General features: G+C 72.2%; 24 protein-coding genes and 1 tRNA gene. 17 read left to right on the top strand and 8 right to left on the bottom strand.

The genetic code is table 11. The features are described 5' to 3' along the window. The first annotated feature begins 36 nt into the window (after positions 1 to 36). The 7 genes from ACZCAH_RS03125 (at position 37) to ACZCAH_RS03095 (ending at position 5,488) form a co-directional block, all read left to right on the top strand. Positions 37 to 687 carry a TM2 domain-containing protein gene (locus tag ACZCAH_RS03125; RefSeq protein WP_464339672.1) on the top strand — a complete coding sequence of 217 codons (651 nt, stop codon included), beginning with the start codon at positions 37 to 39 and terminating at the stop codon, positions 685 to 687. Positions 688 to 705: 18 nt separating this feature from the next. Further along, entirely contained in the window at positions 706 to 972 is a 267-nt protein-coding gene (locus tag ACZCAH_RS03120) for a hypothetical protein (protein WP_464339671.1), read from the top strand. A gap of 32 nt (positions 973 to 1,004) precedes the next feature. Further along, on the top strand, positions 1,005 to 1,478 hold the full coding sequence (locus ACZCAH_RS03115) for an NUDIX hydrolase (protein ID WP_464339670.1): 474 nt from the start codon (positions 1,005 to 1,007) through the stop codon (positions 1,476 to 1,478). Further along, entirely contained in the window at positions 1,475 to 2,113 is a 639-nt protein-coding gene (locus ACZCAH_RS03110) for a hypothetical protein (protein ID WP_464339669.1), read from the top strand. Before ACZCAH_RS03115 ends, ACZCAH_RS03110 begins: the two co-directional genes overlap by 4 nt. A gap of 131 nt (positions 2,114 to 2,244) precedes the next feature. Beyond that, positions 2,245 to 3,636, top strand: coding sequence for an extracellular solute-binding protein (locus ACZCAH_RS03105; protein ID WP_464339668.1), 1,392 nt, complete (start codon positions 2,245 to 2,247; stop codon positions 3,634 to 3,636). Further along, positions 3,636 to 4,589, top strand: a complete 954-nt coding sequence (locus tag ACZCAH_RS03100; RefSeq protein ID WP_464339667.1) for a carbohydrate ABC transporter permease — start codon at positions 3,636 to 3,638, stop codon at positions 4,587 to 4,589. The genes ACZCAH_RS03105 and ACZCAH_RS03100 overlap by 1 nt, the downstream gene beginning before the upstream one ends. Continuing rightward, positions 4,586 to 5,488, top strand: a complete 903-nt coding sequence (locus ACZCAH_RS03095; RefSeq protein ID WP_464339666.1) for a carbohydrate ABC transporter permease — start codon at positions 4,586 to 4,588, stop codon at positions 5,486 to 5,488. Before ACZCAH_RS03100 ends, ACZCAH_RS03095 begins: the two co-directional genes overlap by 4 nt. 67 nt (positions 5,489 to 5,555) lie before the next feature. Here ACZCAH_RS03095 and ACZCAH_RS03090 read toward each other — a convergent pair whose 3' ends face one another. Together ACZCAH_RS03090 and ACZCAH_RS03085 are read right to left on the bottom strand one after the other, a co-directional pair. Next, the gene (locus tag ACZCAH_RS03090; protein WP_464339665.1) at positions 5,556 to 6,437 is read right to left on the bottom strand and encodes a formyltetrahydrofolate deformylase; all 882 of its coding nucleotides are present in this window, start codon (positions 6,435 to 6,437) and stop codon (positions 5,556 to 5,558) included. A gap of 257 nt (positions 6,438 to 6,694) precedes the next feature. Next, on the bottom strand, positions 6,695 to 7,774 hold the full coding sequence (locus tag ACZCAH_RS03085) for an NADH:flavin oxidoreductase/NADH oxidase (RefSeq protein ID WP_464339664.1): 1,080 nt from the start codon (positions 7,772 to 7,774) through the stop codon (positions 6,695 to 6,697). 166 nt (positions 7,775 to 7,940) lie between these two features. On the opposite strand from ACZCAH_RS03085, the gene ACZCAH_RS03080 reads away from it, so the two are divergent. Continuing rightward, positions 7,941 to 8,933: a LysR family transcriptional regulator gene (locus tag ACZCAH_RS03080; protein WP_464339663.1), complete on the top strand. Its 993-nt coding sequence runs from the start codon at positions 7,941 to 7,943 to the stop codon at positions 8,931 to 8,933. An 85-nt stretch (positions 8,934 to 9,018) separates the two neighbouring features. Here the strand turns inward: ACZCAH_RS03080 and ACZCAH_RS03075 are convergent, their stop codons facing one another. Both ACZCAH_RS03075 and ACZCAH_RS03070 read right to left on the bottom strand, forming a co-directional pair. After that, positions 9,019 to 10,077, bottom strand: a complete 1,059-nt coding sequence (locus tag ACZCAH_RS03075; RefSeq protein WP_464339662.1) for an alcohol dehydrogenase catalytic domain-containing protein — start codon at positions 10,075 to 10,077, stop codon at positions 9,019 to 9,021. Between the two features lie 248 nt (positions 10,078 to 10,325). Then, positions 10,326 to 10,399 (bottom strand) — tRNA-Pro (locus tag ACZCAH_RS03070). A 189-nt stretch (positions 10,400 to 10,588) separates the two neighbouring features. On the opposite strand from ACZCAH_RS03070, the gene ACZCAH_RS03065 reads away from it, so the two are divergent. The 8 genes from ACZCAH_RS03065 (at position 10,589) to ACZCAH_RS03030 (ending at position 16,511) form a co-directional block, all read left to right on the top strand. After that, complete coding sequence (locus ACZCAH_RS03065; RefSeq protein WP_464339661.1) at positions 10,589 to 11,683, top strand: intradiol ring-cleavage dioxygenase; 1,095 nt, start codon at positions 10,589 to 10,591, stop codon at positions 11,681 to 11,683. Between the two features lie 95 nt (positions 11,684 to 11,778). After that, a complete protein-coding gene (gene msrA, locus ACZCAH_RS03060; protein ID WP_464339660.1) occupies positions 11,779 to 12,474 on the top strand; it encodes a peptide-methionine (S)-S-oxide reductase MsrA in 696 nt (231 codons plus the stop codon). Positions 12,475 to 12,509: 35 nt separating this feature from the next. Beyond that, positions 12,510 to 13,382, top strand: a complete 873-nt coding sequence (locus tag ACZCAH_RS03055) for a DUF881 domain-containing protein (protein ID WP_464339659.1) — start codon at positions 12,510 to 12,512, stop codon at positions 13,380 to 13,382. Then, positions 13,379 to 13,711 carry a small basic family protein gene (locus ACZCAH_RS03050; RefSeq protein ID WP_329746740.1) on the top strand — a complete coding sequence of 111 codons (333 nt, stop codon included), beginning with the start codon at positions 13,379 to 13,381 and terminating at the stop codon, positions 13,709 to 13,711. Before ACZCAH_RS03055 ends, ACZCAH_RS03050 begins: the two co-directional genes overlap by 4 nt. After that, positions 13,708 to 14,460, top strand: a complete 753-nt coding sequence (locus ACZCAH_RS03045) for a DUF881 domain-containing protein (RefSeq protein WP_464339658.1) — start codon at positions 13,708 to 13,710, stop codon at positions 14,458 to 14,460. The genes ACZCAH_RS03050 and ACZCAH_RS03045 overlap by 4 nt, the downstream gene beginning before the upstream one ends. 175 nt (positions 14,461 to 14,635) lie before the next feature. Next, positions 14,636 to 15,079 (top strand): FHA domain-containing protein, encoded by a 444-nt coding sequence (locus tag ACZCAH_RS03040; RefSeq protein ID WP_464339657.1) that lies wholly within the window; start codon positions 14,636 to 14,638, stop codon positions 15,077 to 15,079. A 4-nt stretch (positions 15,080 to 15,083) separates the two neighbouring features. After that, positions 15,084 to 15,776: a transcriptional regulator FtsR gene (gene ftsR, locus ACZCAH_RS03035; RefSeq protein ID WP_464339656.1), complete on the top strand. Its 693-nt coding sequence runs from the start codon at positions 15,084 to 15,086 to the stop codon at positions 15,774 to 15,776. A 150-nt stretch (positions 15,777 to 15,926) separates the two neighbouring features. Next, positions 15,927 to 16,511 (top strand): MerR family transcriptional regulator, encoded by a 585-nt coding sequence (locus ACZCAH_RS03030; RefSeq protein WP_464339655.1) that lies wholly within the window; start codon positions 15,927 to 15,929, stop codon positions 16,509 to 16,511. A 95-nt stretch (positions 16,512 to 16,606) separates the two neighbouring features. On the opposite strand, the gene ACZCAH_RS03025 is transcribed toward ACZCAH_RS03030, so the two are convergent. Beyond that, a complete protein-coding gene (locus ACZCAH_RS03025; RefSeq protein WP_329748361.1) occupies positions 16,607 to 17,398 on the bottom strand; it encodes a ParA family protein in 792 nt (263 codons plus the stop codon). 95 nt (positions 17,399 to 17,493) lie between these two features. On the opposite strand from ACZCAH_RS03025, the gene ACZCAH_RS03020 reads away from it, so the two are divergent. Continuing rightward, on the top strand, positions 17,494 to 18,513 hold the full coding sequence (locus ACZCAH_RS03020; RefSeq protein ID WP_464339654.1) for a methyltransferase: 1,020 nt from the start codon (positions 17,494 to 17,496) through the stop codon (positions 18,511 to 18,513). 75 nt (positions 18,514 to 18,588) lie between these two features. Here ACZCAH_RS03020 and ACZCAH_RS03015 read toward each other — a convergent pair whose 3' ends face one another. From ACZCAH_RS03015 to ACZCAH_RS03005, 3 genes are all read right to left on the bottom strand, one after another. Continuing rightward, entirely contained in the window at positions 18,589 to 19,218 is a 630-nt protein-coding gene (locus ACZCAH_RS03015) for a TIGR03085 family metal-binding protein (RefSeq protein WP_464339653.1), read from the bottom strand. 4 nt (positions 19,219 to 19,222) lie between these two features. Beyond that, a complete protein-coding gene (locus ACZCAH_RS03010) occupies positions 19,223 to 20,224 on the bottom strand; it encodes a sugar phosphate isomerase/epimerase family protein (RefSeq protein WP_464339652.1) in 1,002 nt (333 codons plus the stop codon). A gap of 134 nt (positions 20,225 to 20,358) precedes the next feature. Further along, positions 20,359 to 21,519 (bottom strand): Gfo/Idh/MocA family protein, encoded by a 1,161-nt coding sequence (locus tag ACZCAH_RS03005; protein WP_464339651.1) that lies wholly within the window; start codon positions 21,517 to 21,519, stop codon positions 20,359 to 20,361. Between the last annotated feature and the right edge of the window lie 53 nt (positions 21,520 to 21,572).

Raw genomic sequence — 21,572 nt, 5'->3', positions numbered from 1 at the left:
TGTGCGACGGGTGGTGGAGCAGTTATCGTGGTGCCCATGAGCAACCCCGGTGACAACGGCTCCTGGAACACCCAGGGCAACGGACACGACGCCTCCTCCGGCCAGGACCCCTGGGCGCAGCCCCCGGCGGACCCCTACGGTCAGCAGGGCGCGTCCGAGCAGCCCCCGGCCGATCCGTTCGCGCAGCAGCCCGGCTCGGCCCCGTCGGCCGCGGATCCTTACGGCCAGCAGTCGGCCGCGGATCCGTACGGCCAGCAGCCCCCGGCCGCCGATCCGTTCGCGCAGCAGCCCGGCTCGGCCTCGTCAGCCGCGGACCCCTACGGCCAGAGCGAGCAGTCCTGGTCCCCGGCGGCCCCGGGCGCATCCGCTTCCGAGGCCTACGGCCAGCCGGCCCCCGGCGCCGCTCCGGTGGGCCAGGGCGCGTACGCCCAGCAGCCCGGCGCAACCGGAGCGCCTGCCGGCGAGGCCCCCAGCCGTCTCCTCGTGGGACTGCTGGGCATCTTCCTCGGTGGTTTCGGCGTGCACCGCTTCCTCATGGGCTACACCACCATCGGCATCATCCAGATCGTCGTCACCGTGGTGACCTGCGGTCTCGGTGCCTGGTGGGGACTGATCGAGGGCATCATGGTCCTCGCCAAGAGCGAGTCCTTCCTCCGCGACGCCCACGGGCGTCCTCTCACCGACTGACCCGGGACGGCACCGACGATGCATGACCGCAAGGCGATCCAGAACAACGCGATCCTGCTGATCGTCCTCGGGCTGCTGTGCGGCGGCACCCTCCCGGCGATCTTCGGCATCATCGCGCTCGTGCAGCTGGACACGAATCCGTCCAGCGCGCAGACGATGAACAAGGTCGGCTGGATCATCTTCTGGGTCACCCTGGGCCTGATCGTGCTCTTCTTCGTGTTCTACATCGTGGTGTTCGTGCTGATCATGGGGGTCGCGACCATTCCCGCGATCACCGGCGGCTGAGCCGCCCCGCACCCGGTAACCCGAGGAGGCCCATGGCCACCCCCGACTTCGTGCTGTCCCTGCGCGAGCGCATCGGCCACGACCTGCTGTGGATGACCGGAGTGACGGCGATCGTGCTGTCCCCGGACGGCACCGAGATGCTCGCAGTGCGCCGCCGCGACAACGGCCAGTGGACCCCGGTCACCGGGATCATCGACCCGGGGGAGGAGCCGGCCGTCGCCGCCGAGCGGGAGGTGCTCGAGGAAGCCGGGGTCACCTGTCGGGCGGAGCGCCTGATCGATGTGCGCAGCCTGCCGCCGATGGTCTATGCCAACGGCGACCGCGCCCAGTATCTCGACCTCTGCTTCCTGTGCGTGCACGTGGACGGCGAGCCCCACCCGGCGGACGGGGAGAACACCGAGGCACGCTGGTACCCGGTCGTGGAGCCGCCGCCGATGAACGACCGTTTCACGGACATGCTCGCGATCGCCCTCGAGGACCGCCCCGAGGCGCGGTTCCGCCGATGAGCCCGGCGGTCCGCCGCCCGGTAGCGAGCGCGCCCCTCCCCGGCACACGGGTCTCGATCCCGCTCACCGACCGTCCGGGAGACCTGGCCGAGGTGAGGGTCCTCGCCGCACCCCGCCGCGACATGCGGCACGGCGGGGAGCTCAGCGCACCACTGCGCCCCTTCGGCGAGGCGCTGCTGGTCGACGTCGCCGTCGGCGGACGCCTCGTCCTGCCCGGGGCGTGGGTCCAGGGCGAGGTGCTGACGCGTGGAGACCCGCTGCCGCCCAGCCCGGTACGCACCGCCGACCTGCGACCACCCGCGGTGATCGTCGGAACCCCCGAGGCGGCCGAGCTGCACTGGGGCGAGACCGTCTGGCGACTCGACCTCGGCGGTGCCGTCGCGATCCCCGACGCGGCCCGCGCCGATCCGCATCCGCTGTCGCGGCTGCGCCGGCTCGCGCTGGTCGCGAGCGGACGCCGCGACGAGATCGGCCTGACGCTGTGGCGCGACCCGGCATTCGAAGTGCCCTGGCAGGACGTGCGTCTGCTGCCGCGGGCGGCGAGCTGGTTCGAGCTCGCGCAGGTCCCGCCCGGGATGCGCTACGCCGACGCGGAGGCCGCGCAGGGGGTCGGTCGAGCCCGTCCGCGGCGCTGACGGTCGCTCCGGGGCGAGAGTGCGACAGTCGGTCGGGCGCTCCTGCGGCACGCCGGGCCGGACACCCGGTTCGTCGGAAACGTGACCGATCCGTTACCGTCGAGGGCGAGAGACTCAACGAGGAGGACTTCGTGCCCCCAGCACCGACCATCCGGCCTGGCGCGGATCGCCGCACCTTCCTGCGCTTCACCGCGGGAGCGGCCGCCCTGCTCCCGCTCAGCGCGCTCGCGGGCTGCAGCGGCGGTAGCCGCGACCCCGGCACCATCCGCATCGCGTTCCAGCAGTTCGGCTCGAACACGATCAAGCAGGAGTGGATCACCCGGGCCGCCGAGCAGTTCTCCGCGCAGAACCCGGAGCTGGTCGTCGACCTGGTGCCGATCGTCGCCGCGGAGAACGACTACTTCACCAAGAACGAGCTGCTCATGAGCTCTCCGCGGACCAGCCCCGACCTCGTCTACGAGGACTCCTTCATCCTGCTCAGCGACGTCGGGGCGGGCTATCTCCAGCCCATCACCGATCTCGTCGAGGGTTGGGAGCACTGGGGCGACATCGCCGACGCCTCCAAGGAGGCCGTCACGGGCGAGGACGGCGAGGTGTACGGCGTGCCGATCACCACCGACACCCGGGCGATCTGGTTCCATCGCGGCGTGCTCGAGCAGGCCGGACTGCCCGCGGACTGGCAGCCCACCAGTTGGGACGAGATCCTCGACGCCGCCCGGGCCATCAAGGAGTCTGATTCCGAGGCGACCCCGTTCTTCCTCTTCGCCGGCACCCCGCAGGGGGAGAAGGCGTCGATGCAGGGCTTCGAGATGCTGCTCTACGGCACCGGGGACGGCACCGGCCTGTACGACGCGGACTCCGCGAAGTGGGTGCTGGGCTCCGCGGGCTTCCGCGACGCCCTCGGCTTCCTGCGCACGCTGATCGACGAGGAGCTGACCCTCCCGCTCGGCCAGCTGCTGGACCCCAACATCTCCGAGCAGATCTACACCTCGCTGCTGCCCGACGGGAAGCTCGGGATGCTGATGGACGGCTCCTGGATCTCGCAGAACTGGACGGAGACGGCAGGACGCCCCTGGCCGACCTGGCCCGACGAGGTGGGTCTGGCCGACATGCCCACCCAGGACGGCGGCGGCACCGGCACGGTCACCCTCGCGGGCGGCTGGGGGCTGTCGATCCCCGAGCACGTCACCGATCGGGAGCTCGCGTTCTCCTTCCTGACCACCTTGGTCTCGACCGAGACCCTGGTCGACTACGCGATCGCGGACAACCACATCACCGTGCGCGAGGACGTCGCCGCGGTCGAGGAGTACCTCTCTTACTCGCCCGCGGTCGAGTACTTCACCGCGCTGCTCGAGACGTCCTACTACCGCCCCGCCCTGCCGGCCTACCCGGAGGTGTCCTCCGCGATCCAGGAGGCGATGGAGGCGGTCCTCACCGGCGCGACCCCGGAGGCGGCGCAGGCCGCCTACGACGCCACCGTGCGGGACATCGTCGGCGCCGAGAACGTGCAGGAGGAGAGCTGATGAGCACCACCGCCACCACCACCACCGGCAGCCGTCCGGACGCCCGGGCCGCGGAACTGCCCACCCGTCGGACGCGTCTCGGTGATCGACTGACCGCCGCGCGTGCCGTGCCGATGCTCCCCGCCGCACTGCTGATGCTCCTGTTCCTGCTGGGGCCGATCCTCTACTCCCTCTACCTCGCCTTCACCGACAGCGCCATCCGCGGCGAGGGCGCCTCGGACACGAGCTTCGTCGGCGTCGCCAACTTCACCGACGCCCTCACCGACGGCGACTTCTGGAACGCCGTCGTGCTGACCCTGCTGTTCACGATCATCTCCGCGGTGATCGGACAGAACGTGCTGGGCATGATCCTCGCGCTGCTCATCGAGCGGGCGAACCGCGTGATCACCTTCGCGGTCACCTCGATCGTGATCGCCGCGTGGATCCTTCCCGAGGTGGTCGCCGGGTACCTGCTCTACACCTTCTTCGCCGACGCGGGCAGCCTCAACGCCCTGCTCACCACGATCGGTCTGCCGGCCCAGGACCTCCTTTTCAGCGCGCCGATCATCGCGGTCTCCTTCGCCAACATCTGGCGCGGCGCCGCGTTCTCGATGCTGGTGTACTCGGCGGCGCTGAGCTCGGTCCCGGGGGACGTCTACGAGTCCGCGGCGCTCGACGGCGCCGGCCCCGTGCGGCGCTTCGTCTCGGTCACGCTGCCGCTGCTGCGGCCCGCGATCGCGACCAACCTGATGCTGACCACGCTGCAGACCCTCTCCGTCTTCGGCCTGATCTTCATCATGACCGGCGGCGGCCCCGCCCGGCAGAGCCAGACCCTGCCGCTGTACATGTACGAGCAGGCGTTCTCCTACGGGCAGCTCGGCTACGGCACGGCCGTGGCCCTGCTGCTCCTGCTGATCGGGGCGGCGGCCTCGCTCATCTATCTGCGCCTGCTGCCGGAGGAGGACAAGCGATGACCACCACCCAGGTTCGACCGTCGGCCGAGTCCGGCACGTCCCCGTCGTCGGCCCCGCGAGCCCGGCGCGGTCGGCCCAGCCGCGCCGCCGGCACCTCCCTGGCCAGCAGCCTCGCGATGGTGCTGATCGGCGTCGCCTTCCTGATCCCGTTGCTGTGGGTGGTGCTGGCCTCCTTCGACACCGAGGCCTCGCTGTCGGTGTCCTGGCCGGAGCGCTTCAGCCTCGACAACTACGCCGCGATCTGGAATACCGAGACCACCTTCCGACCCCTGTGGAACTCCCTGGTGCTGTGCGGCGGTGCGACGATCGTGACGATGCTCAGCGCCGTGCTCTGCGCCTACCCGCTCAGCCGCTACCGGTTCCGCGCCAAGCGGCCGCTGCTGCTGACGATCATCTTCTCCACCGGACTGCCGATCACGGCCATCATGATCCCGGTCTACTCGATGTTCGTACAGGTCAATCTCATCGACTCGATGGGCGGGGCGATCCTGTTCCTCGGCGCGAGCTCGCTGCCGTACGCCATCTTCCTCACCAAGGGGTTCATGGACGGCGTGCCGCTGGAGATCGAGGAGTCCGCCTGGACCGAGGGCGCCGGCGTGTACCGCACCCTCTTCTCGATCGTGCTGCCGCTGATGCGCTCGGGTCTCGCCGTCGCCACGATCTTCACCTTCGTGAGCATGTGGGGGAACTTCTTCGTACCCTTCATGCTGCTGCTGAGCCCCGAGAACCTGCCGGCCGCGGTGACGCTGTACACCTTCTCCTCCCAGTACGGGCAGGTGGCGTACGGCCAGCTCGCGGCCTTCTCGATCTTCTACTCGGTGCCCGTGGTGGCGCTGTACCTGTTCCTCGGACGGAACCTGGGTCAGGGCTTCGCGGCCGCCGGCGGCGTCAAGGGCTGAGGACCGCCGTCGACGTCGGTCGCCCCCGGCCGGTGCCGTCAGAGGTGGATGCGGCTTGCCCGTCCCGTCAGCGGAAGACGATCGTCCGGCTGCCGTCCAGGAGCACCCGCGACTGGGCGAACAGGCCCACCGCCTGGCGGAGGGTGCGCACCTCGGTGTCCTGACCGAGCGCCATCAGCTCGCGCGGGGAGCGGGTGTGGTCCACGCGGATGACCTCCTGCTCGATGATCGGGCCCTCATCGAGGTCGGTGGTCACGAAGTGCGCGGTCGCCCCGATCTGCTTCACCCCGCGGGCATACGCCTGGCGGTACGGGTTCGCGCCCTTGAATCCCGGCAGGAACGAGTGGTGGATGTTGATGCACCGCCCCGCGAGGTCCGCGCACAGCTCGGGGGAGAGGATCTGCATGTAGCGGGCGAGGACCACCAGCTCCACGTCGTGCTCGACGATCGCCTCCCGCACCCGGTCCTCGAAGGCGGCCTTCTCCTCGGCCGAGGTGACCGGGCGGTGCTCGAAGGCGACCCCGTGGAACTCGGCGAAGCGGGCGGGGGTCTCGTGATTGCCGAGCACGAGCGGCACCTCGATCGCCAGGTTCCCGGTGGAGGCTTGGTAGAGCAGGTCGTTGACGCAGTGCGTGGCCGTGGAGGTGAGGATCAGGGTCCGCAGCGGTCGGCCGACGCGGTCGATCGTCGCCTCCAGGCCGAAGCGGTCGATCACCTCGGCGAGCGCGGTGCGCACCTCGTCGAGGGAGGCGGCGGTGACGATCTCGACGCGCATGTAGAAGCGGTGGGAGTCGCCGCTCTCGAACTGTCGGCTCTCGGCGATGTTCCCGTCCACGGCGACGATCGCACCGGTGATCGCATGGACGATGCCGGGACGGTCCTCGCACACGAAGGTCATCACGTAGCGGTGCGCGGCGGTGGTCGAGGTGTCGGAGAGGGCGATGCTCATGGCGGGAGTCTAGGAGCGCGGGGCCGAGCGGCGGGGGAGCGCCCGTGCCCGGATCGCCGGGATGACGCGCAGGTCACGCCGCGGAGCCTGCCCGTCCCTCTCCAGGGACGTCTTCCTCCAGCTCCTCTCCTCGCCCGCCCGGCTTCACCGTCGGTGCCGTCCACGAAAGGGACGTCAGCGGCACCAGGCCTGCAGATAGCAGGTCTGTGGCCGCTGACGTCCCCTTGATGGACGGAGCCCGATCACCCCGCTCCGGCTCAGCGGTGGGCGCGGCGGTACTGCGCGGGGACGTACGGGTCCTCGACGCGCAGGGCGCGTGCGGCGTGCAGCGGCAGGTTCGCATCCCGCAGCAGCGCTCGGCCCACGAGGACCACATCGGCGAGGCCGGTGGCGAGGATCTGCTCGGCCTGGAAGGGCTCGTCGATCATGCCCACGGCGCCGACGGGCAGCCCGGAGGCGGCGCGCACCGAGGTCGCGGCGGGCGTCTGGTAGCCGGGGCCGACCGGGATCGGGGCGGGGGTGATGTTCCCCCCGGTGGAGATGTCCAGCAGGTCGACGCCGTGCTCGCCCAACCAGCGGCCCACCTGTCCGGTCTCCTCGAGGTCGAAGCCGCCGTCGACCCACTCGGTGGCCGAGAGCCGGACCAGCAGCGGCATCCCCGCGGGGATCACGGCGCGGACCGCGTCGACCACCCGCAGCAGCAGCCGCGCCCGGTTCTCGAGGGAGCCGCCGTACTCATCGGTGCGCTGGTTGCTCAGCGGCGAGAGGAACTCGTGCAGCAGGTAGCCGTGGGCGGCGTGGATCTCGACGAGGTCCATGCCGGCCTCGACGGCGCGGCGCGCCGCGGCGGCGAAGGCCTCCACGACCTGGTCGATCCCGTCGGCGTCGAGCGCGACGGGCGCGTCGAGGCCGGGGAAGGGGATCGCGGAGGGTCCGACGGTCTGCCAGCCGCCCTCGTCGGCCGTGAGGCTGCCGCTGCCGTCGGTGCCCCACTCGGGGTGGGTGGAGGCCTTGCGGCCCGCGTGGGCGAGCTGGATGCCGATCGCGGCGCCCTGCGCGTGCGCGAGCTCGACGATCGGCGCCAGGGCATCGCGCTGCGCGTCGTCCCAGAGCCCCAGGTCGGTGGGGGAGATGCGTCCCTCGGGGACCACGCCGGTGGCCTCGACGATGATCGCACCGGCGCCGCCCCGGGCGAGGGCGCCGTAATGCATGAGGTGCCAGGAGGTGGCTCGCCCGTCGAGGCCGAGTGCGGAGTACTGGCACATCGGCGGCACCCACAGCCGGTTGCGGATCTCGAGGTCGCGCAGGCGGATCGGGGTGAACAGGGTGCGGGTCATGGGTGTCCTTCCGGAACGGTCGCGCACGGGGACCCCGGCGGAGCCCCCACGCCGGTGTGTCGAGGACAGGCTAGACCCGCGTGGCATCGACTGACCAATAGCTGGACCGATGGCGGGTATCGATGACGTGATGGGTCTGGGGTGCGCCGCTGGTAGCATCGTCGGCATGTCCGCCGCACCGACCGCCCGCCGACCTCCCCGCACCGCCGCCGGGGGTTCCGATCCCGGTGCGCGGGAGCTGCCCGGCGGGGACCTCAACCTGCTGCGCACCTTCCTCGCGGTCTATCGCAGCGGCTCGTTCACCGCGGCCGCGCCGCATCTGGGGCTGTCCCAGCCGACGGTGACCGCGCAGATCCGCACCCTCGAGACGCAGATGGGCCACGAGCTGTTCGAGCGTCGGCCGCGGGGAGTGGAGCCGACCGGCGCCGCGCACGGCCTCGCGGCGCGCGTGGCCGAGCCGCTGGACGCCCTCTCGGGCCTCGACCAGCAGGCGTGCGGAGCGGGCGGCCGTCCCGCGCCGGTGCACCTCGCTGCCCCCTCGGAGCTCCTGTGCACCCGGCTGCTGCCGGGGGTCGCACCGCTCGTAGGCGAGGGCGTGCAGGTGCGGATCGCCCAGGGCGGTACGGAGCAGCTCCTCGCCGAGCTGCGCGAGGGGACGCACGACCTGGCGATCACGACCCGTCGGCCGCGGGGCGGGGGCCTGGTCTCCTACCCGCTGACCGACGAGGAGTACCTGCTCGTCGCTTCCCCCTCCTGGGCGGAGAGGCTGCAGGGGACCGAGTCCCTCGCGAGCGCGCTGCGGTCGGTGCCGCTCGTGGCCGATGCCGAGGAGATGCCGATGGTGCGCCGCTACTGGCGCACGGTGTTCGGCGCGCAGCCGCCGATCGGCCCGGCGCTCACGGTGCCGAGCCTCCATGCCGTGGTCGGTGCCATCGCCCGCGGTGCGGGGTACGCGGTGGTGCCGCGCTCGCTGTGCCTCGAGCATCTCGCGACCGGGCGACTGGTGCAGCTCGACTGTCCTTGCGACGGCCCGCTGAACACGCTCTTCCTCGTCGAGCGCGCCGGAGCGGAGGCGAATCCGGACATCGCCCGGGTGCGGGACGCACTGCGGGCCGACGCCATCGACTGGGCCGAGCCGCAGCCGCCGATCCTGCAGTGACAGCGCTCCCGTGGCGGCGTCGATCCTGCCGTGACCCCGAGCGGGCCGCCCGATCCCCGGGTCGCCCGCTCGACGAACGCTCCGATCAGACGGCGGACGGGTCGACCATGACCTTCAGGGAGGTCCGCTCGTCCATCGCGGTGTAGCCGGCCGGGACCTCGTCCAGCCTCACGATGCGGTCGAAGACCTTCCCCGGCGCGATGTCGCCGCGGAGCACCTGGGCGATCGCGTCCTCGAGGTAGGCGCGCACCGGGGCGGGACCGCCGGCGAGGCGCAGGTTCCGGCCGAAGAGGGAGCCGAAGCCGACGCCGGCCTCCTCGTACTGCGGCACGCCGACGCGAGAGATGACCCCGCCGGTCCGGGCGACCCGGTAGGACTGCTCGTACGCGGGCAGATGGCCGACCGCCTCGAGCACCGCGTGGGAGCCGAGGCCTCCGGTGAGCTCGAGGACCTGCGCCACGCCCTCGTCACCGCGCTCGGCGACGACGTCCGTGGCACCGAACTCGCGGCCGAGGTCGGTGCGGGTGACGTGGCGGCCCATGAGGATGATCTGCTCGGCGCCGAGCTGCCGCGCGGCGAGCACCGCCGAGAGGCCCACGGCGCCGTCGCCCACCACGGTCACGCTCTGCCCGGGGCGGACCTGCGCCATGTGCGCGGCGTGGTAGCCGGTGAGGTAGACATCGGACAGGGTGAGCAGAGAGGCGAAGAGGGACTCGTCGGCAGTGGCCGGGTCGACGTCCGGGACGGCGACCAGCGTGCCGTCGGCCTGCGGGATCCGGGCGAACTCGGCCTGCAGCCCGTTGGTCTCCGGAGTCGCGTAGAAGCCACCGTGCGGGCAGGCGGTGTGGAAGCCGTCGCGGCACGCGGGGCAGGTGTTGTCCGAGAACGCGAAGGGGACGACGACCAGCTGACCGGGCGTCACCGAGGTGACGGAGGCGCCGACGTCCTCCACCACGGCGAGGGACTCGTGACCCATCGACTGACCGTGCTCCTGCGCGGCCATGCCGCGGTACGGGTGCAGGTCCGAGCCGCAGATGCAGGTGCGGACCGTGCGCACGATGGCGTCGGTGGGGCGGATGATCGAGGGATCGGGGACGGTCTCGACGCGCATGTCGCCGGCCCCGTACATGACGGCTGCCTTCACGGGGGACTCCTGGAGATCGGTGGGGATGCCGCCCGGGGCGGGGCGCCGCACGGAGCACCGACGGCGCGCGTCCTCGGGCCTGATCCAGGATGCGGCGGCGCGAGAGGGCGAGGGAGTCCCCGATCGGGGATGTACCGGCAGGGCACCCCTCGGGCCGGCGGACCCTGTCCCTTCCCGCCGGCGGAGCTCTCGCCCGGGAACGACGAAGCCGCCCTCCCGCAGTGCGGAAGGACGGCTCCGATCCTCGGTCGGGCTGACAGGATTTGAACCTGCGACCCCTTGACCCCCAGTCAAGTGCGCTACCAAGCTGCGCCACAGCCCGAGTGCCCTCCGTCACCGGAGGACCGAGGAATACAGTACCCCGAGCCCGGCCGCGGAAGCGAATCGGGACGCGCGTGACCTGCGGCACTCGACCGAATCTCGGTGCACAGCCGGCGCACAGCCGAGCCTGGGCCGGAGCATGAGGACGCTCCGTAGCGTCCTCGCCATCCCCACCACGGAAGGCAGAACCATGACCCAGGCCCCCAGCCCCCAGGATCCGCGCTCGCAGGACCCCCGTATCACCGAGGACCCCGACGGCACCCTCCGCTACGAGGGCCGGCCCCTCGCCCACGCCGACGAGCCGCTCGGCGATCAGGGCCTCGCCTTCGACCTGGGCACCCTCGCGACCCGCCGTGCGGCCCTCGCCGCCTTCGCGGCCGGCGGCGCCGCGCTCGGCCTCGCCGCCTGCAGCGCCTCCGGGTCCGGCGGCGCGAGCGACGGCGGGGGAGAGACCGCAGCGACCACCGCCGACGGCGAGATCCCCGAGGAGACCAACGGCCCCTATCCGGCCGACGGCACCAACGGTGTCACCGTCCTCACCGAGTCGGAGGTGGTCCGCAGCGACCTCACCACCAGCTTCGGCACCGGCTCCGCGACCGCGAGCGGCGTCCCGATGACGCTGAGCCTCACGATCACCGACCTCTCCAGCGACAACGCGCCCTACGAGGGCGTCGCCGTCTACGTCTGGCACTGCACGGCCGATGGCCTCTACTCCCTCTACTCCGAGGGTCTCGAGGAGGAGAACTTCCTGCGCGGCGTGCAGGTCGCGGACGAGACCGGCACCGTCACCTTCACGAGCATCATGCCGGGCTGCTACGCGGGCCGCTGGCCGCACATCCACTTCGAGGTCTACCCCGACCTCGAGTCCATCACCAGCACCGACAACCTGCTCGCCACCTCGCAGGTCGCGATCCCGCAGGACGTCTGCGAGACGGTGTACGCGACCGCGGGCTATGACGGCTCGACGGAGAACCTCGCCCAGATCACCCTGGACTCGGACAACGTCTTCGGTGACGACGGGGGAGAGCTGCAGCTCGCCACGGTCGACGGGGACGTCAACGGCGGCTTCACCGTCGCCCTCCCCGTCGCGATCGACCCCACCACCGAGCCGGGAACCAGCGGCATGGGCGGCGGGGGAGCGATGGGCGGCGGCGCGCCGGAGGGCGGCGGTGGTCCCGGTGGCGGGGAGCCGCCCGCGGGTGCTCCGTCCGACGGCGGGGACGAACCCCCGGTCGCCGACGCCCAGGGCGCTCTCGTCGGCAGCGCGCTGGTCGCCTCCCGCTGATCCGACCCGCTGATCCGGGTGCGGCGGGGGCGAGAGGGGTGACGGAACCGTCACCCATCTCGCCCCCGACCCCGTGCAGGACTAGCGTTCGTCCCATGTGGCAGATGATGGATCTCCTGTACGCCCACAAGAAGGAGATGGTCTCCCCGGAGGACGCCCTCCCGGGTCGCGAGACCACCCCGTACCCGCTCCTGCGCGAGCACCTCGTTCTCGGCACCGACATGCTCGGCCCCGATGCGCCCGAGGACCCCGAACCCTGGCCCGAGGGCACCGAGGAGCTGATCCTCGCGGGCGGCTGCTTCTGGGGCATCGAGCGGATCGCCTGGCAGATCCCGGGCGTGCACACCACCTCCGCGGGCTACGCGGGCGGCTACACCCCGCACCCCACCTACGAGGAGGTGTTCTCCGCCCGCACCGGGCACGCCGAGGCGGTGCGCGTGATCTACCGCGGCGGGGACGAGACCCTGCGCGCCCTGCTCGCCGAGTTCTGGCAGCAGCACGACCCGACCACCGCGAACCGTCAGGGCAACGACGTCGGCACCGAGTACCGCAGCGCCGTCTACTGGACCTCGCCCGCCCAGGGCGAGGTGGTGCGCGACTCCGCGCGCCGCTACCAGCAGGCGCTCCATGACGCCGGTCGCGGCGCGATCACGACCGAGCTGGCCCCCCTCGCCGAGGCTGGGAACGGTGCGTACTACACCGCGGAGCCCGAGCATCAGCAGTACCTCGCCCGCAACCCCGGCGGCTACTGCAACCACGGCTTCAACGGGGTCGCCTGCTCGCTCGGCTGACGCCTCCGGGACCCAGCGCACCGTATGGTGGCGGCATGCGCGAGCGGGACCACAGCACCCCCCACGGCGAGACCCCCTACTCGCCGACCTCGCTTCTGCGCGCCCTCACCGCGAACCCCTACGACGTCGAGGCGCTGCGCCGCCAGGACCCGATCGCCGAGACCCCGCCGCCCGACTCGCGGCTGACGAAGCTGCTCACGCTGCTGCTCGCCGTCGTGCTCGGCGCCGCGGTCGCGATCGCCGCCGCGGACCTCCGCGACCGGGCGAGCGCGGAGGACAGCCCCCGCGCCCTCCTCGAGCAGGAGGTCCGGGACTCGTGGGCGGAGGCCGACGAGCTCGAGGCCCGCCAGGTCGAGCTGGGCGACGAGGTCGCCGGTGCCCAGCAGAAGGTCCTCGACGACACCGCCCCCGGCGCCGCGGAGGCCGTGGGCCGCGTCGAGGTCGCGAGCGGCGGCACCGCCCTCACCGGGTCCGGCGTGGTGCTGCAGCTCGACGACTCCGACCCGCTCCCGCCGAGCCCCGGCGTCGCCGAGGGCACCGTCAACCGCGTGACCGACGGCGACCTGCAGATCGCGGTGAACGGTCTCTGGGCCTCCGGTGCGGAGGCGATCTCGATCAACGGCCAGCGCCTCACCGCCACGTCCGCGATCCGCACCGCCGGCTCGGCGGTCCTCGTCGACTTCCGCGCCCTGTCCCCGCCCTACCGGATCACCGCCCTCGGCGACCCCGACGCCCTCCGAGAGGGCGTCGAGAGCGGCGAGGCCGGCACCTATCTCACCGACGTCACGCAGCGCTACGCCCTCCTGATGACCTGGGAGACCGGTGAGGAGCTCACCGTTCCCGCCCGGCCCGCCGGCACCCTGCGCGAGGCGACCGTCTACGACCCCGACTCGGAGGATCCCGCATGATCGCCGTCCTCGGACTCGCCCTGGGCATCGCCCTCGGGCTGGTCCTGCAGCCCGACGTCCCCGTCGCCCTGCAGCCCTATCTGCCGATCGCCGTGGTCGCTGCCCTCGACACCCTCGCCGGCGGCCTCCGGGCAAGTCTGGACGGCGCCTTCGACGCGCACGTCTTCATCACCTCCTTCCTGTTCAACGTGCTGATCGCGGCCCTGCTGGTGTTCCTCGGCGATCAGCTCGGGGTCGGCCCGCAGCTGTCGACCGCGGTGACGGTCGTGCTGGGCATCCGGATCTTCTCCAACGCGGCGGCGATCCGACGCCGCCTCTTCCGGTCATGAGCGACGGCACCCGCATCCCCGAGACCCGCGCGGACCAGGACCGGGCCTGGTCGAACCTCCGCCGGACCCTCCGCCCGCGCGCCACCCGGTCCCAGGTGATCGTCGGCCTGCTCTGCCTGCTCCTCGGTGTGTCCATCGCGATCCAGGTCCGCCAGGGCGACGACTCCCTCGAGGGCGCCTCGCAGCAGGAGCTGGTGCGGCTGCTCGACGAGTCGGATCGTCACGTCTCGGATCTGGAGCTCGAGAACGCGGAGCTCGATCGCACCCTCGAGGACCTCCGCAGCGGGCAGGAGGACGACGCCGTCGCCCGCGCCGCCGCGGAGGACCGCCTCGAGCAGCTCGAGATCATCGCCGGCACCGCCCCCGCCCAGGGTCGCGGCATCGTCGTGTCGATCTCCGATCCCGGGCGGAAGGTGCGTCCCTCCACCCTGCTCGGCGTGATCCAGGAGCTGCGCAACGCCGGTGCCGAGGTGATCCAGATCGGGGACGTGCGCGTGGTCGCCTCCACCTCGGTGACCAGCGACGAGGACGGTGCGCTGCTCGTGGACGGCACCGTCGTCCGCCCGCCCTACACGGTGCGGGCGATCGGCGACCCCGACGTGATGGACCCCGCGCTGCGGATCCCCGGAGGCTCCGCCGACTCCGTCGCGGCCGACGGCGGCACCCTCGCGATCGCGAGCGAGGACGACGTGCGCATCGAGGCGGTCGTCGAGCTGACCGACCCCGAGCACTCCGAGGTGGTCAAGTGATCGTCAAATCCTCGCCGCAGGCTGGCCCGATCGTCCCCTGAGCGGGGGCGGACGTGCGAGGATGGGACGGGCGGTTTCCTGTTCACCAGCAGGAGCGCCGCGCGCGACCCCGACCGGGGGCGCGGCCCGCGACCGAGTCAGAGGTCGCGGACAGTAGTCCAGGAAGGGGTGCGGGGTGTCCGGGAACACCGAGTGGAACGACGAGAATCTCGACCACACGTCGAAGCTGAGCGCGATCTCGCCCAGCGACCCCCTCGAGGAGGTCGAGCCGGGCCTGTCCTCGCAGGACCGCCGCGCCATCGAGAACCTGCCGCCGCGCAGCGCCCTGCTCATCGTGCGCAAGGGCCCGAACCTCGGGGCGCGCTTCCTGCTCGACTCGGACACGACCATCGCCGGTCGCCACCCGAACTGCGAGATCTTCCTCGACGACGTGACGGTCTCCCGCAAGCACGCGGCCTTCGTGCGCGACGGCGACGCCTTCCTCGTGCGCGATCTCGGGTCGCTCAACGGCACCTACGTGGGCAAGGACCGCGTCGACGAGCTGCGCCTGAGCCCCGGGCAGGACGTGCAGATCGGCAAGTACCGCCTGACCTACCACCCCTTCACCGGGAGGGCCTGAGCGGATGCCGGCCTCCGCGAAGCGCAGGCCGGGCTCGTCCGGGCCGGCGCGGCTCAGCATCGGCCAGGTGCTGGACGCCGTCCGGGACGAGTTCCCGGACCTCTCGCACTCCAAGCTCCACTACCTCGAGTCCGAGGGCCTGATCTCCCCGGAGCGCACCTCCACGGGCTACCGCAAGTACCGCCCGGAGGACGTCGACCGTCTGCTGTTCGTCCTGCGCGCCCAGCGGGACCGCTTCTGGCCGCTCAAGGTCATCAAGGAGCACCTCCTCTCGCACGGCGTGGATCCCGAGGTCACCTCGATCGCCTCCCGTCCGGGGCCGACGGCCGCGGTGCAGGCCGTTCGCCTGGATCGCCGCGGTCTCGCGGCGCGCGCCGGGGTCGACGACGACTTCCTGATCGAGCTCGAGCAGTACGGATTCCTCCCCGAAGGCGCGCTGTTCTACGGCCCCACGGAGCTCGAGATCGTCACCTCCGCCCGCGACCTGGCCGAGGTGGGACTGCACCCCCGTCACCTGGTCATGCTGCGCACCTCCGCCGAGCGCGAGGCGCACATGATCGGCTCCGTCGCGCGGCCCCGGTCGCGCACCGGCGACCCCGCGGCTCGTGGTGGCGCCGAGGACTTCGCCCGCGACCTCGGCGAGTCGATGATCTCCCTGCACAGCGCGATGCTGCGGCGGAAAGTCCGGGAGGGCTGAGAGCAGCGCGCCTGACTGCGGATCGTCATCGTCCCGTGATCTGAGGTGCCCCACCCCACGGCGCGCCGGTGTCCCGGTGCGCGGGGGAGGGGATACTCTGTCAGCGTGCTCTCACCCTTCCCCCTCTGAGAGCCAGATCCGGAGGTAGCTGTGAACGCCATGAACGGCGACGACCGCACTGAGCAGTCGACCGTGCCCGCCGAGCCCGCACAGGGCGTGCTCTTCGACGACGTCGTCGAGACGCCCGGGGAGCTCGGCTACCGCGGTCCCGCCGCGTGCAAGGCTGCCGGCATCACCTACCGCCAGCTGGACTACTGGGCGCGCACCGGCCTCGTCGAACCGAGCGTGCGCGGGGCGACCGGTTCCGGCAGCCAGCGCCTCTACGGATTCCGCGACATCCTGGTGCTCAAAGTCGTCAAGCGACTCCTGGACACCGGCGTCTCCCTGCAGCAGATCCGCGTCGCGGTCTCGGCCCTGCGTGAGCGCGGCATCGACGACCTCGCGGGCATCACCCTCATGAGCGACGGCGCCTCCGTCTACGAGTGCACCTCCGCCGAGGACGTCTTCGATCTGGTCCAGGGCGGCCAGGGCGTGTTCGGCATCGCCGTCGGGCGCGTGTGGCGCGAGGTCGAGAACGACCTCGCCGTGCTCCCCGGGATCAACCCGGCGGATGACGCCGCCCTCGCGCTGCAGGACGAGCTGGCGGCCCGTCGCCGCTCCCGCCGCGCCGGTTGATCTCGCGGCCTGCGCGCCGCCCCGAACCGAGAACGGCGGGTCCCTGGGGAAGGGGACCCGCCGTTCTCTCGTGCTCGGGCTCGTGCCCGGCTCGCTCAGGAGTGCTGGCGCGAGTCCAGGACCGTCTTCAGCAGGGCATCGAAGTCCTCGGTGAGCCGCTTGCCGGAGGCCCCCTCGTACGTGTGCAGCGGCACGGCGCCGCCCTGGGCCTGCTGCAGGCCGACGCGCTCCTCGATCACCGGCTCCAGCACGGCATCGCCGAACAGGTCCCGCAGCTCGGCGAGACGGTACTGGTGCTCGACGGAGCGCGGACGGTACCGGTTCACGACCAGACCCAGCGGATGCAGTCGGGGCGCGATGCCCTCCTCGCGCATCTCGGCGGCGAGCTTGAGCGCGCGATCCGCGGCGGTGACCGCGAAGAAGCCCGGCTCGGCGACCACGAGGGCGCGGTCCGACGCGGCGAGGGCCATCTGGGTGAGGCCGTTGAGGGACGGCGGGCAGTCGATCAGCACCAGGTCGTACTGGTGGGTGCGCTTGTCGAGGGCGTCGCGCAGGCGCCGCACCTCCCGGGGGCCGGGGGCGGGGGCGTCGAGCACCGCCGAGCGGCTCGAGCCGGGGATGATGTCGAGGTGCGAGGCGGCGTCCTTCGACCAGGGCGCATCGATGATCGACCGGTCGATCGTCTCGGTGCGCGGCGAGGTGAGGACCTCCGCGATGTCGAGGGTGCTCGCCGGCTCGCCCAGCAGGCCGAGCGTCGAGTCGCCCTGCGGGTCGAGATCGATCACGAGGGTGTTCACCTCCTGATGGAGGGCGGCCGAGGCCAGGCCCAGGGTCACCGACGTCTTGCCGACGCCGCCCTTCAGGGAACACACACTCACGATGAACACCCCGCGAGTCTACCGACACCCACCTGCACAGTCGCGCATTCACAGCCGGTAGCCTGCACAGATCACGCCGCCGCCCACCGAAGGAAGGTCCCTCCGTGCCGACCGCCGTCCATCAGCTCGTGCTCGAGGTCCTCCGGGGCTGTGCCGACGCCGCCCTGGTCGAGGCCTCCCGTCTCGGCCCCGCCCGGATCGTGACCCCCACCGAGCTCGCTCTCGAGACGGACGATCTCGACGCGGTGCGGTCCCTGCGGCGCGCGGTCTCCGCCTCCACCGCCCTCACCGTGCCTGCGCGGCGACCGCGCGAGCTGCTCGAGACCTCGGTGCAGCAGCGGCTCCGCACCCTCCTCGAGGACGTGGCCCGGCAGCGGCCGCGCCAGCGCTTCACGGGGCTCCGCCTCGAGGCCGCGGGCTCCGACACCCCCGAGATGCTCCGGGTCGCCGAGACGATCGCGGAACTCGCCGGCGTCGCGCCGGCGACCGACGGCGACCTCGTCGTGCGGGTGCGTCGCGGACGGGAGGCGGGCACCTGGCAGGTGCTGCTGCGCACCACGCCGCGACCGCTCTCCACGCGGGCCTGGCGCGTGATCAACTACCCCGGCGCCGTCAACGCGACGATCGCCGCGACCGTCCTCGACCTGCTGAAGATCGGCGAGGAGGACTCGCTGCTGGACATGACCTGCGGATCCGGCACTTTCCTGGTCGAACAGCTGCACGAGGTCGCTCCCGCACGCTCGCACGGCATCGACCTGGACCCGGCGGCGATCGAGGCCGCCGAACGGCATCAGCGGGCGGCGCGCCGTCGCGGTCGGATCGACTGGCAAGTCGGCGACGTGCGCACGGCGAAGATCGAGCCGGGCTTCACCCGGATCGTGACGAACCCGCCGTGGGGCACCCTCCACGGGGAGCACGAGAGCAACCAGCAGCTGCTCGCGGACCTGCTGCGCCGCGCCGCGGAACTCGCCGCCCCGGAGGCCCGTCTCGGCATCCTCACCCACGAGATCACCCGCATGCACGCGGTGCTCGACGGCGACCGCGTCGGCTGGCGGCCGATCCGCGAGCACCGCTTCTTCCAGAAGGGCCACCACCCGCGGCTGTTCCTGCTCGAGCGCGGCTGAGCAGAGCGCGCCGGGATCCTCGCGGCAGACGCCGCGAACCCCATGGTCAGAGGTCGCGGCCCGCGAGGTCTCGCGTCAGAGGCCGCGGCCTCCTGCGGCGAGCGCCCGTCGGCCCGCGTCGTCGCCGTGCACCCGCACCCGCGCGACCCGTTCCCGCCCCGTCGCCCAGAGCAGCAGGTCCACCGGCTCGCCGTGGACCCGCACGCTCGCGTCGGCCGTGCGGGAGCCTACCCGGGCCCCGCCGAGCGGCGAGACCAGCAGCACCCGCACCGGGACCCGCAGGGTCAGGGGCGCCATCAGCCGTACCGCCCGCCAGGCGTCCTCCTGGGAGACCGCGCCGGGACCGCGCGGCTCCCAGCCGTCCTGCGCCCGACGCAGGTCCTCGTGATGGATCAGCTGTTCGGCGAGGCCGCTGAGGCGGTCGATCGCGCCGAGCGGCGAGAGGCGGCCGGGTCCCTCCCGCAGGCGCTCGACGAGCGTCTCCCAGTCCGCGGCACGCAGTTCGCCCTCGACGGCCCGGGCCCGCGCCCCGTAGGGCCCCGGCATCCGCAGGCCCGGCACCAGGGCGCTGTACCGCTCCCGGAGCAGCAGGTGCACCATCAGCTCGCGTGCGTCCCACCCGGGGAGGATCGTCGGGGCCGCGGGACCGAGCGCGAGGAAGGAGGCGGCGAGGGCCTCCCGCTCGTCGAGATGCGTCGGGGACATGCGCTCAGCCCTCGCTGCTGAACGCGGCGTCGAAGGACACCTCGGAGGCCGGGTAGTCCAGGGAACGCAGGAAGGCGAGCGCCTCCTCGGCGCCGTGCAATCGGTCCATGCCGGCATCCTCCCACTCCACGGAGATCGGGCCCTCGTAGCCGATCGAGCGCAGCGCCCGGAAGGCGGCGTCCCAGGGCACGTCCCCGCGGCCGAAGGAGACGAAGTCCCAGCCGCGCCGCGGATCGCCCCAGGGCAGGTGGGAGCCGAGGCGGGTGTTGCGGCCGGTCATACGCACCCGGATGTCCTTGCAGTCCACGTGGTAGATGCGGTCCGCGAAGTCGGTGATGAAGGAGACCGGGTCGATCTCCTGCCACATGAAGTGGGAGGGGTCCCAGTTCAGGCCGAAGGACTCGCGGTGGCCGATCGCCTCGAGCGTCCGCTGGGTGGTCCAGTAGTCGTACGCGATCTCGGAGGGGTGGACCTCGTGGGCGAAGCGCACCCCGCACTCCTCGAAGACGTCGAGGATCGGGTTCCAGCGGTCGGCGAAGTCCTGGTAGCCCTCGTCGATCACGTCCTGGCCGACGGGCGGGAACATCGCCACGTACTTCCAGATCTTCGAGCCCGTGAAGCCGATGACGGTGTCGACGCCGAGCTTCTGCGCGAGGCGGGCGGTGTTCTTCATATCCTCGGCGGCGCGCTGCCGCACGCCCTCCGGGTCGCCGTCGCCCCACACCGCGGGGCCGACGATCGCCTGGTGGCGGAAGTCGATGGGGTCGTCGCAGATCGCCTGGCCCTTGAGATGGTTGGAGATGGCCCAGACCTTCAGCCTGTGCTTCTCGAGGATCCCGAGCCGCTCGGCGATGTAGTCCGCGTCGTCCCAGCGGCTCGCGTCGAGGTGCTCGCCGGCGACGGCGATCTCGAGGCCGTCGTAGCCCCAGCCGGCCGCGAGCTCCGCGACCTCGTCGAGGGTGAGATCGGCCCACTGGCCGGTGTACAGGGTGTGGGGATGAGCCATGGTCGGTGCTCCTTCGCAACGGGCGTCAAGGTCGGATGCAGGTAGGTGGGGTGTCGGCGGCGGGGTTGGCGTGGGCGGCTCGGAGGGGGCTCAGAGCGGGCTCGGCAGGAGCGCAGCGGGAGCTCGAAGGGAGTTCAGAGGGTGATCGTCGCCCCGTCGGCCGCGTCGGAGGCGATGATCGCGTCGAGCACCCGCTGCAGGGCGAGGCCGTCGGCGAAGTCGGGTGAGAAGGCCTCGCCGCCGGAGATCGCGACGAGGAGGTCCCGGGCCTGGTTGGTGAAGGAGTTCTCCCAGCCCAGGATGTGCCCCGAGGGCCACCAGGCGCTGAGATACGGGTGGGACCCCTCGGTGACGAGCACGCGGGTGAAGCCCTGCTCCTCGGCCGGGAGGGTGCGGTCCAGGAACCACAGCTCGTTGAGGTTCTCGAGGTCGAAGCGCAGCGCCCCCTCGGTGCCGTACACCTCGACGGTCAGCTGGTTCTTCGCGCCGGTCGCCATGCGGCTCGCCTCGATCGAGGCGATCGCGCCGCCGGAGAGCTCGAGGGTCGCCCAGGCGGCGTCGTCGACGGTGACGGGCTCGGGGCCGTCGGGACCGGGCCGCTCGGGGACGAGCGTCGCGAGGCGGCCCCGCACCGCGGTGACGCGCTGACCGGTGAGGTACTGGACCTGATCGATGGCGTGCGAGCCGATGTCGCCGAGCGCGCCGGAGCCGGCGGTCTCCCTCCGCAGGCGCCAGCTCATCGGGGAGGCGGGGTCCACCAGCCAGTCCTGCAGGTAGGCGGCGCGGACCTGGAGGATGGTGCCGAGCCGTCCCCGTTCCACGTACGCCCGCGCGAGGCGCAGTGCGGCGACGCGCCGGTAGGTGTGACCGAGCGCGGCGACCTGGCCGCGCGCCTGCGCCGCCTCGGCCGCGGCGACCATCGCCTCCGCCTCGGCGGTGTCGTTGGCGAGGGGCTTCTCGCAGAGCACGTGCTTGCCGGCCTCGAGGGCGGCGATCGCGATCTCGGCGTGGAGGAAGCCGGGGGTGCAGACGTCCACGATGTCGACGTCCTCGCGGCCGATGACCTCGCGCCAGTCGGTCCCGTGCTCCTCCCAGCCGAGCCGGTCGGCAGCCTCGGCGACGGCCTGCTCGTCCCGTCCCACGATCACGCGGCGGGCGATCGGCGGGACCTCGAAGGCGGCCTCGACGGTGCGCCAGGCCTGGGAGTGTGCACGGCCCATGAAGGCGTAGCCGATCAGAGCGACGCCGAGCGGGCGGTCCGCTCCGGGGGCAGCGGGGGAGTGGGGCGTGGTCATGGCGTCCTCCTGCGGGGCGGCGAGCGGCGTGCAGGGGCGGGGGGGGGGGGGGG

The organism is Brachybacterium sp. B718/18, assembly GCF_055454375.1.
The sequence above is the reverse complement of the archived record's forward strand: the minus strand, read 5'-3'. Positions and strand labels throughout refer to the sequence as shown.

Bases quoted from the DNA above. Each gene is read 5' to 3' on its own strand.
- ACZCAH_RS03125 (WP_464339672.1), top strand. From the start codon at position 37: ATGAGCAACCCCGGTGACAACGGCTCCTGGAACACCCAGGGCAACGGA.
- ACZCAH_RS03120 (WP_464339671.1), top strand. From the start codon at position 706: ATGCATGACCGCAAGGCGATCCAGAACAACGCGATCCTGCTGATCGTC.
- ACZCAH_RS03115 (WP_464339670.1), top strand. From the start codon at position 1,005: ATGGCCACCCCCGACTTCGTGCTGTCCCTGCGCGAGCGCATCGGCCAC.
- ACZCAH_RS03110 (WP_464339669.1), top strand. From the start codon at position 1,475: ATGAGCCCGGCGGTCCGCCGCCCGGTAGCGAGCGCGCCCCTCCCCGGC.
- ACZCAH_RS03100 (WP_464339667.1), top strand. From the start codon at position 3,636: ATGAGCACCACCGCCACCACCACCACCGGCAGCCGTCCGGACGCCCGG.
- ACZCAH_RS03095 (WP_464339666.1), top strand. From the start codon at position 4,586: ATGACCACCACCCAGGTTCGACCGTCGGCCGAGTCCGGCACGTCCCCG.
- ACZCAH_RS03090 (WP_464339665.1), bottom strand. From the start codon at position 6,437: ATGAGCATCGCCCTCTCCGACACCTCGACCACCGCCGCGCACCGCTAC.
- ACZCAH_RS03085 (WP_464339664.1), bottom strand. From the start codon at position 7,774: ATGACCCGCACCCTGTTCACCCCGATCCGCCTGCGCGACCTCGAGATC.
- ACZCAH_RS03080 (WP_464339663.1), top strand. From the start codon at position 7,941: ATGTCCGCCGCACCGACCGCCCGCCGACCTCCCCGCACCGCCGCCGGG.
- ACZCAH_RS03065 (WP_464339661.1), top strand. From the start codon at position 10,589: ATGACCCAGGCCCCCAGCCCCCAGGATCCGCGCTCGCAGGACCCCCGT.
- msrA (WP_464339660.1), top strand. From the start codon at position 11,779: ATGTGGCAGATGATGGATCTCCTGTACGCCCACAAGAAGGAGATGGTC.
- ACZCAH_RS03055 (WP_464339659.1), top strand. From the start codon at position 12,510: ATGCGCGAGCGGGACCACAGCACCCCCCACGGCGAGACCCCCTACTCG.
- ACZCAH_RS03050 (WP_329746740.1), top strand. From the start codon at position 13,379: ATGATCGCCGTCCTCGGACTCGCCCTGGGCATCGCCCTCGGGCTGGTC.
- ACZCAH_RS03045 (WP_464339658.1), top strand. From the start codon at position 13,708: ATGAGCGACGGCACCCGCATCCCCGAGACCCGCGCGGACCAGGACCGG.
- ftsR (WP_464339656.1), top strand. From the start codon at position 15,084: ATGCCGGCCTCCGCGAAGCGCAGGCCGGGCTCGTCCGGGCCGGCGCGG.
- ACZCAH_RS03015 (WP_464339653.1), bottom strand. From the start codon at position 19,218: ATGTCCCCGACGCATCTCGACGAGCGGGAGGCCCTCGCCGCCTCCTTC.
- ACZCAH_RS03010 (WP_464339652.1), bottom strand. From the start codon at position 20,224: ATGGCTCATCCCCACACCCTGTACACCGGCCAGTGGGCCGATCTCACC.
- ACZCAH_RS03005 (WP_464339651.1), bottom strand. From the start codon at position 21,519: ATGACCACGCCCCACTCCCCCGCTGCCCCCGGAGCGGACCGCCCGCTC.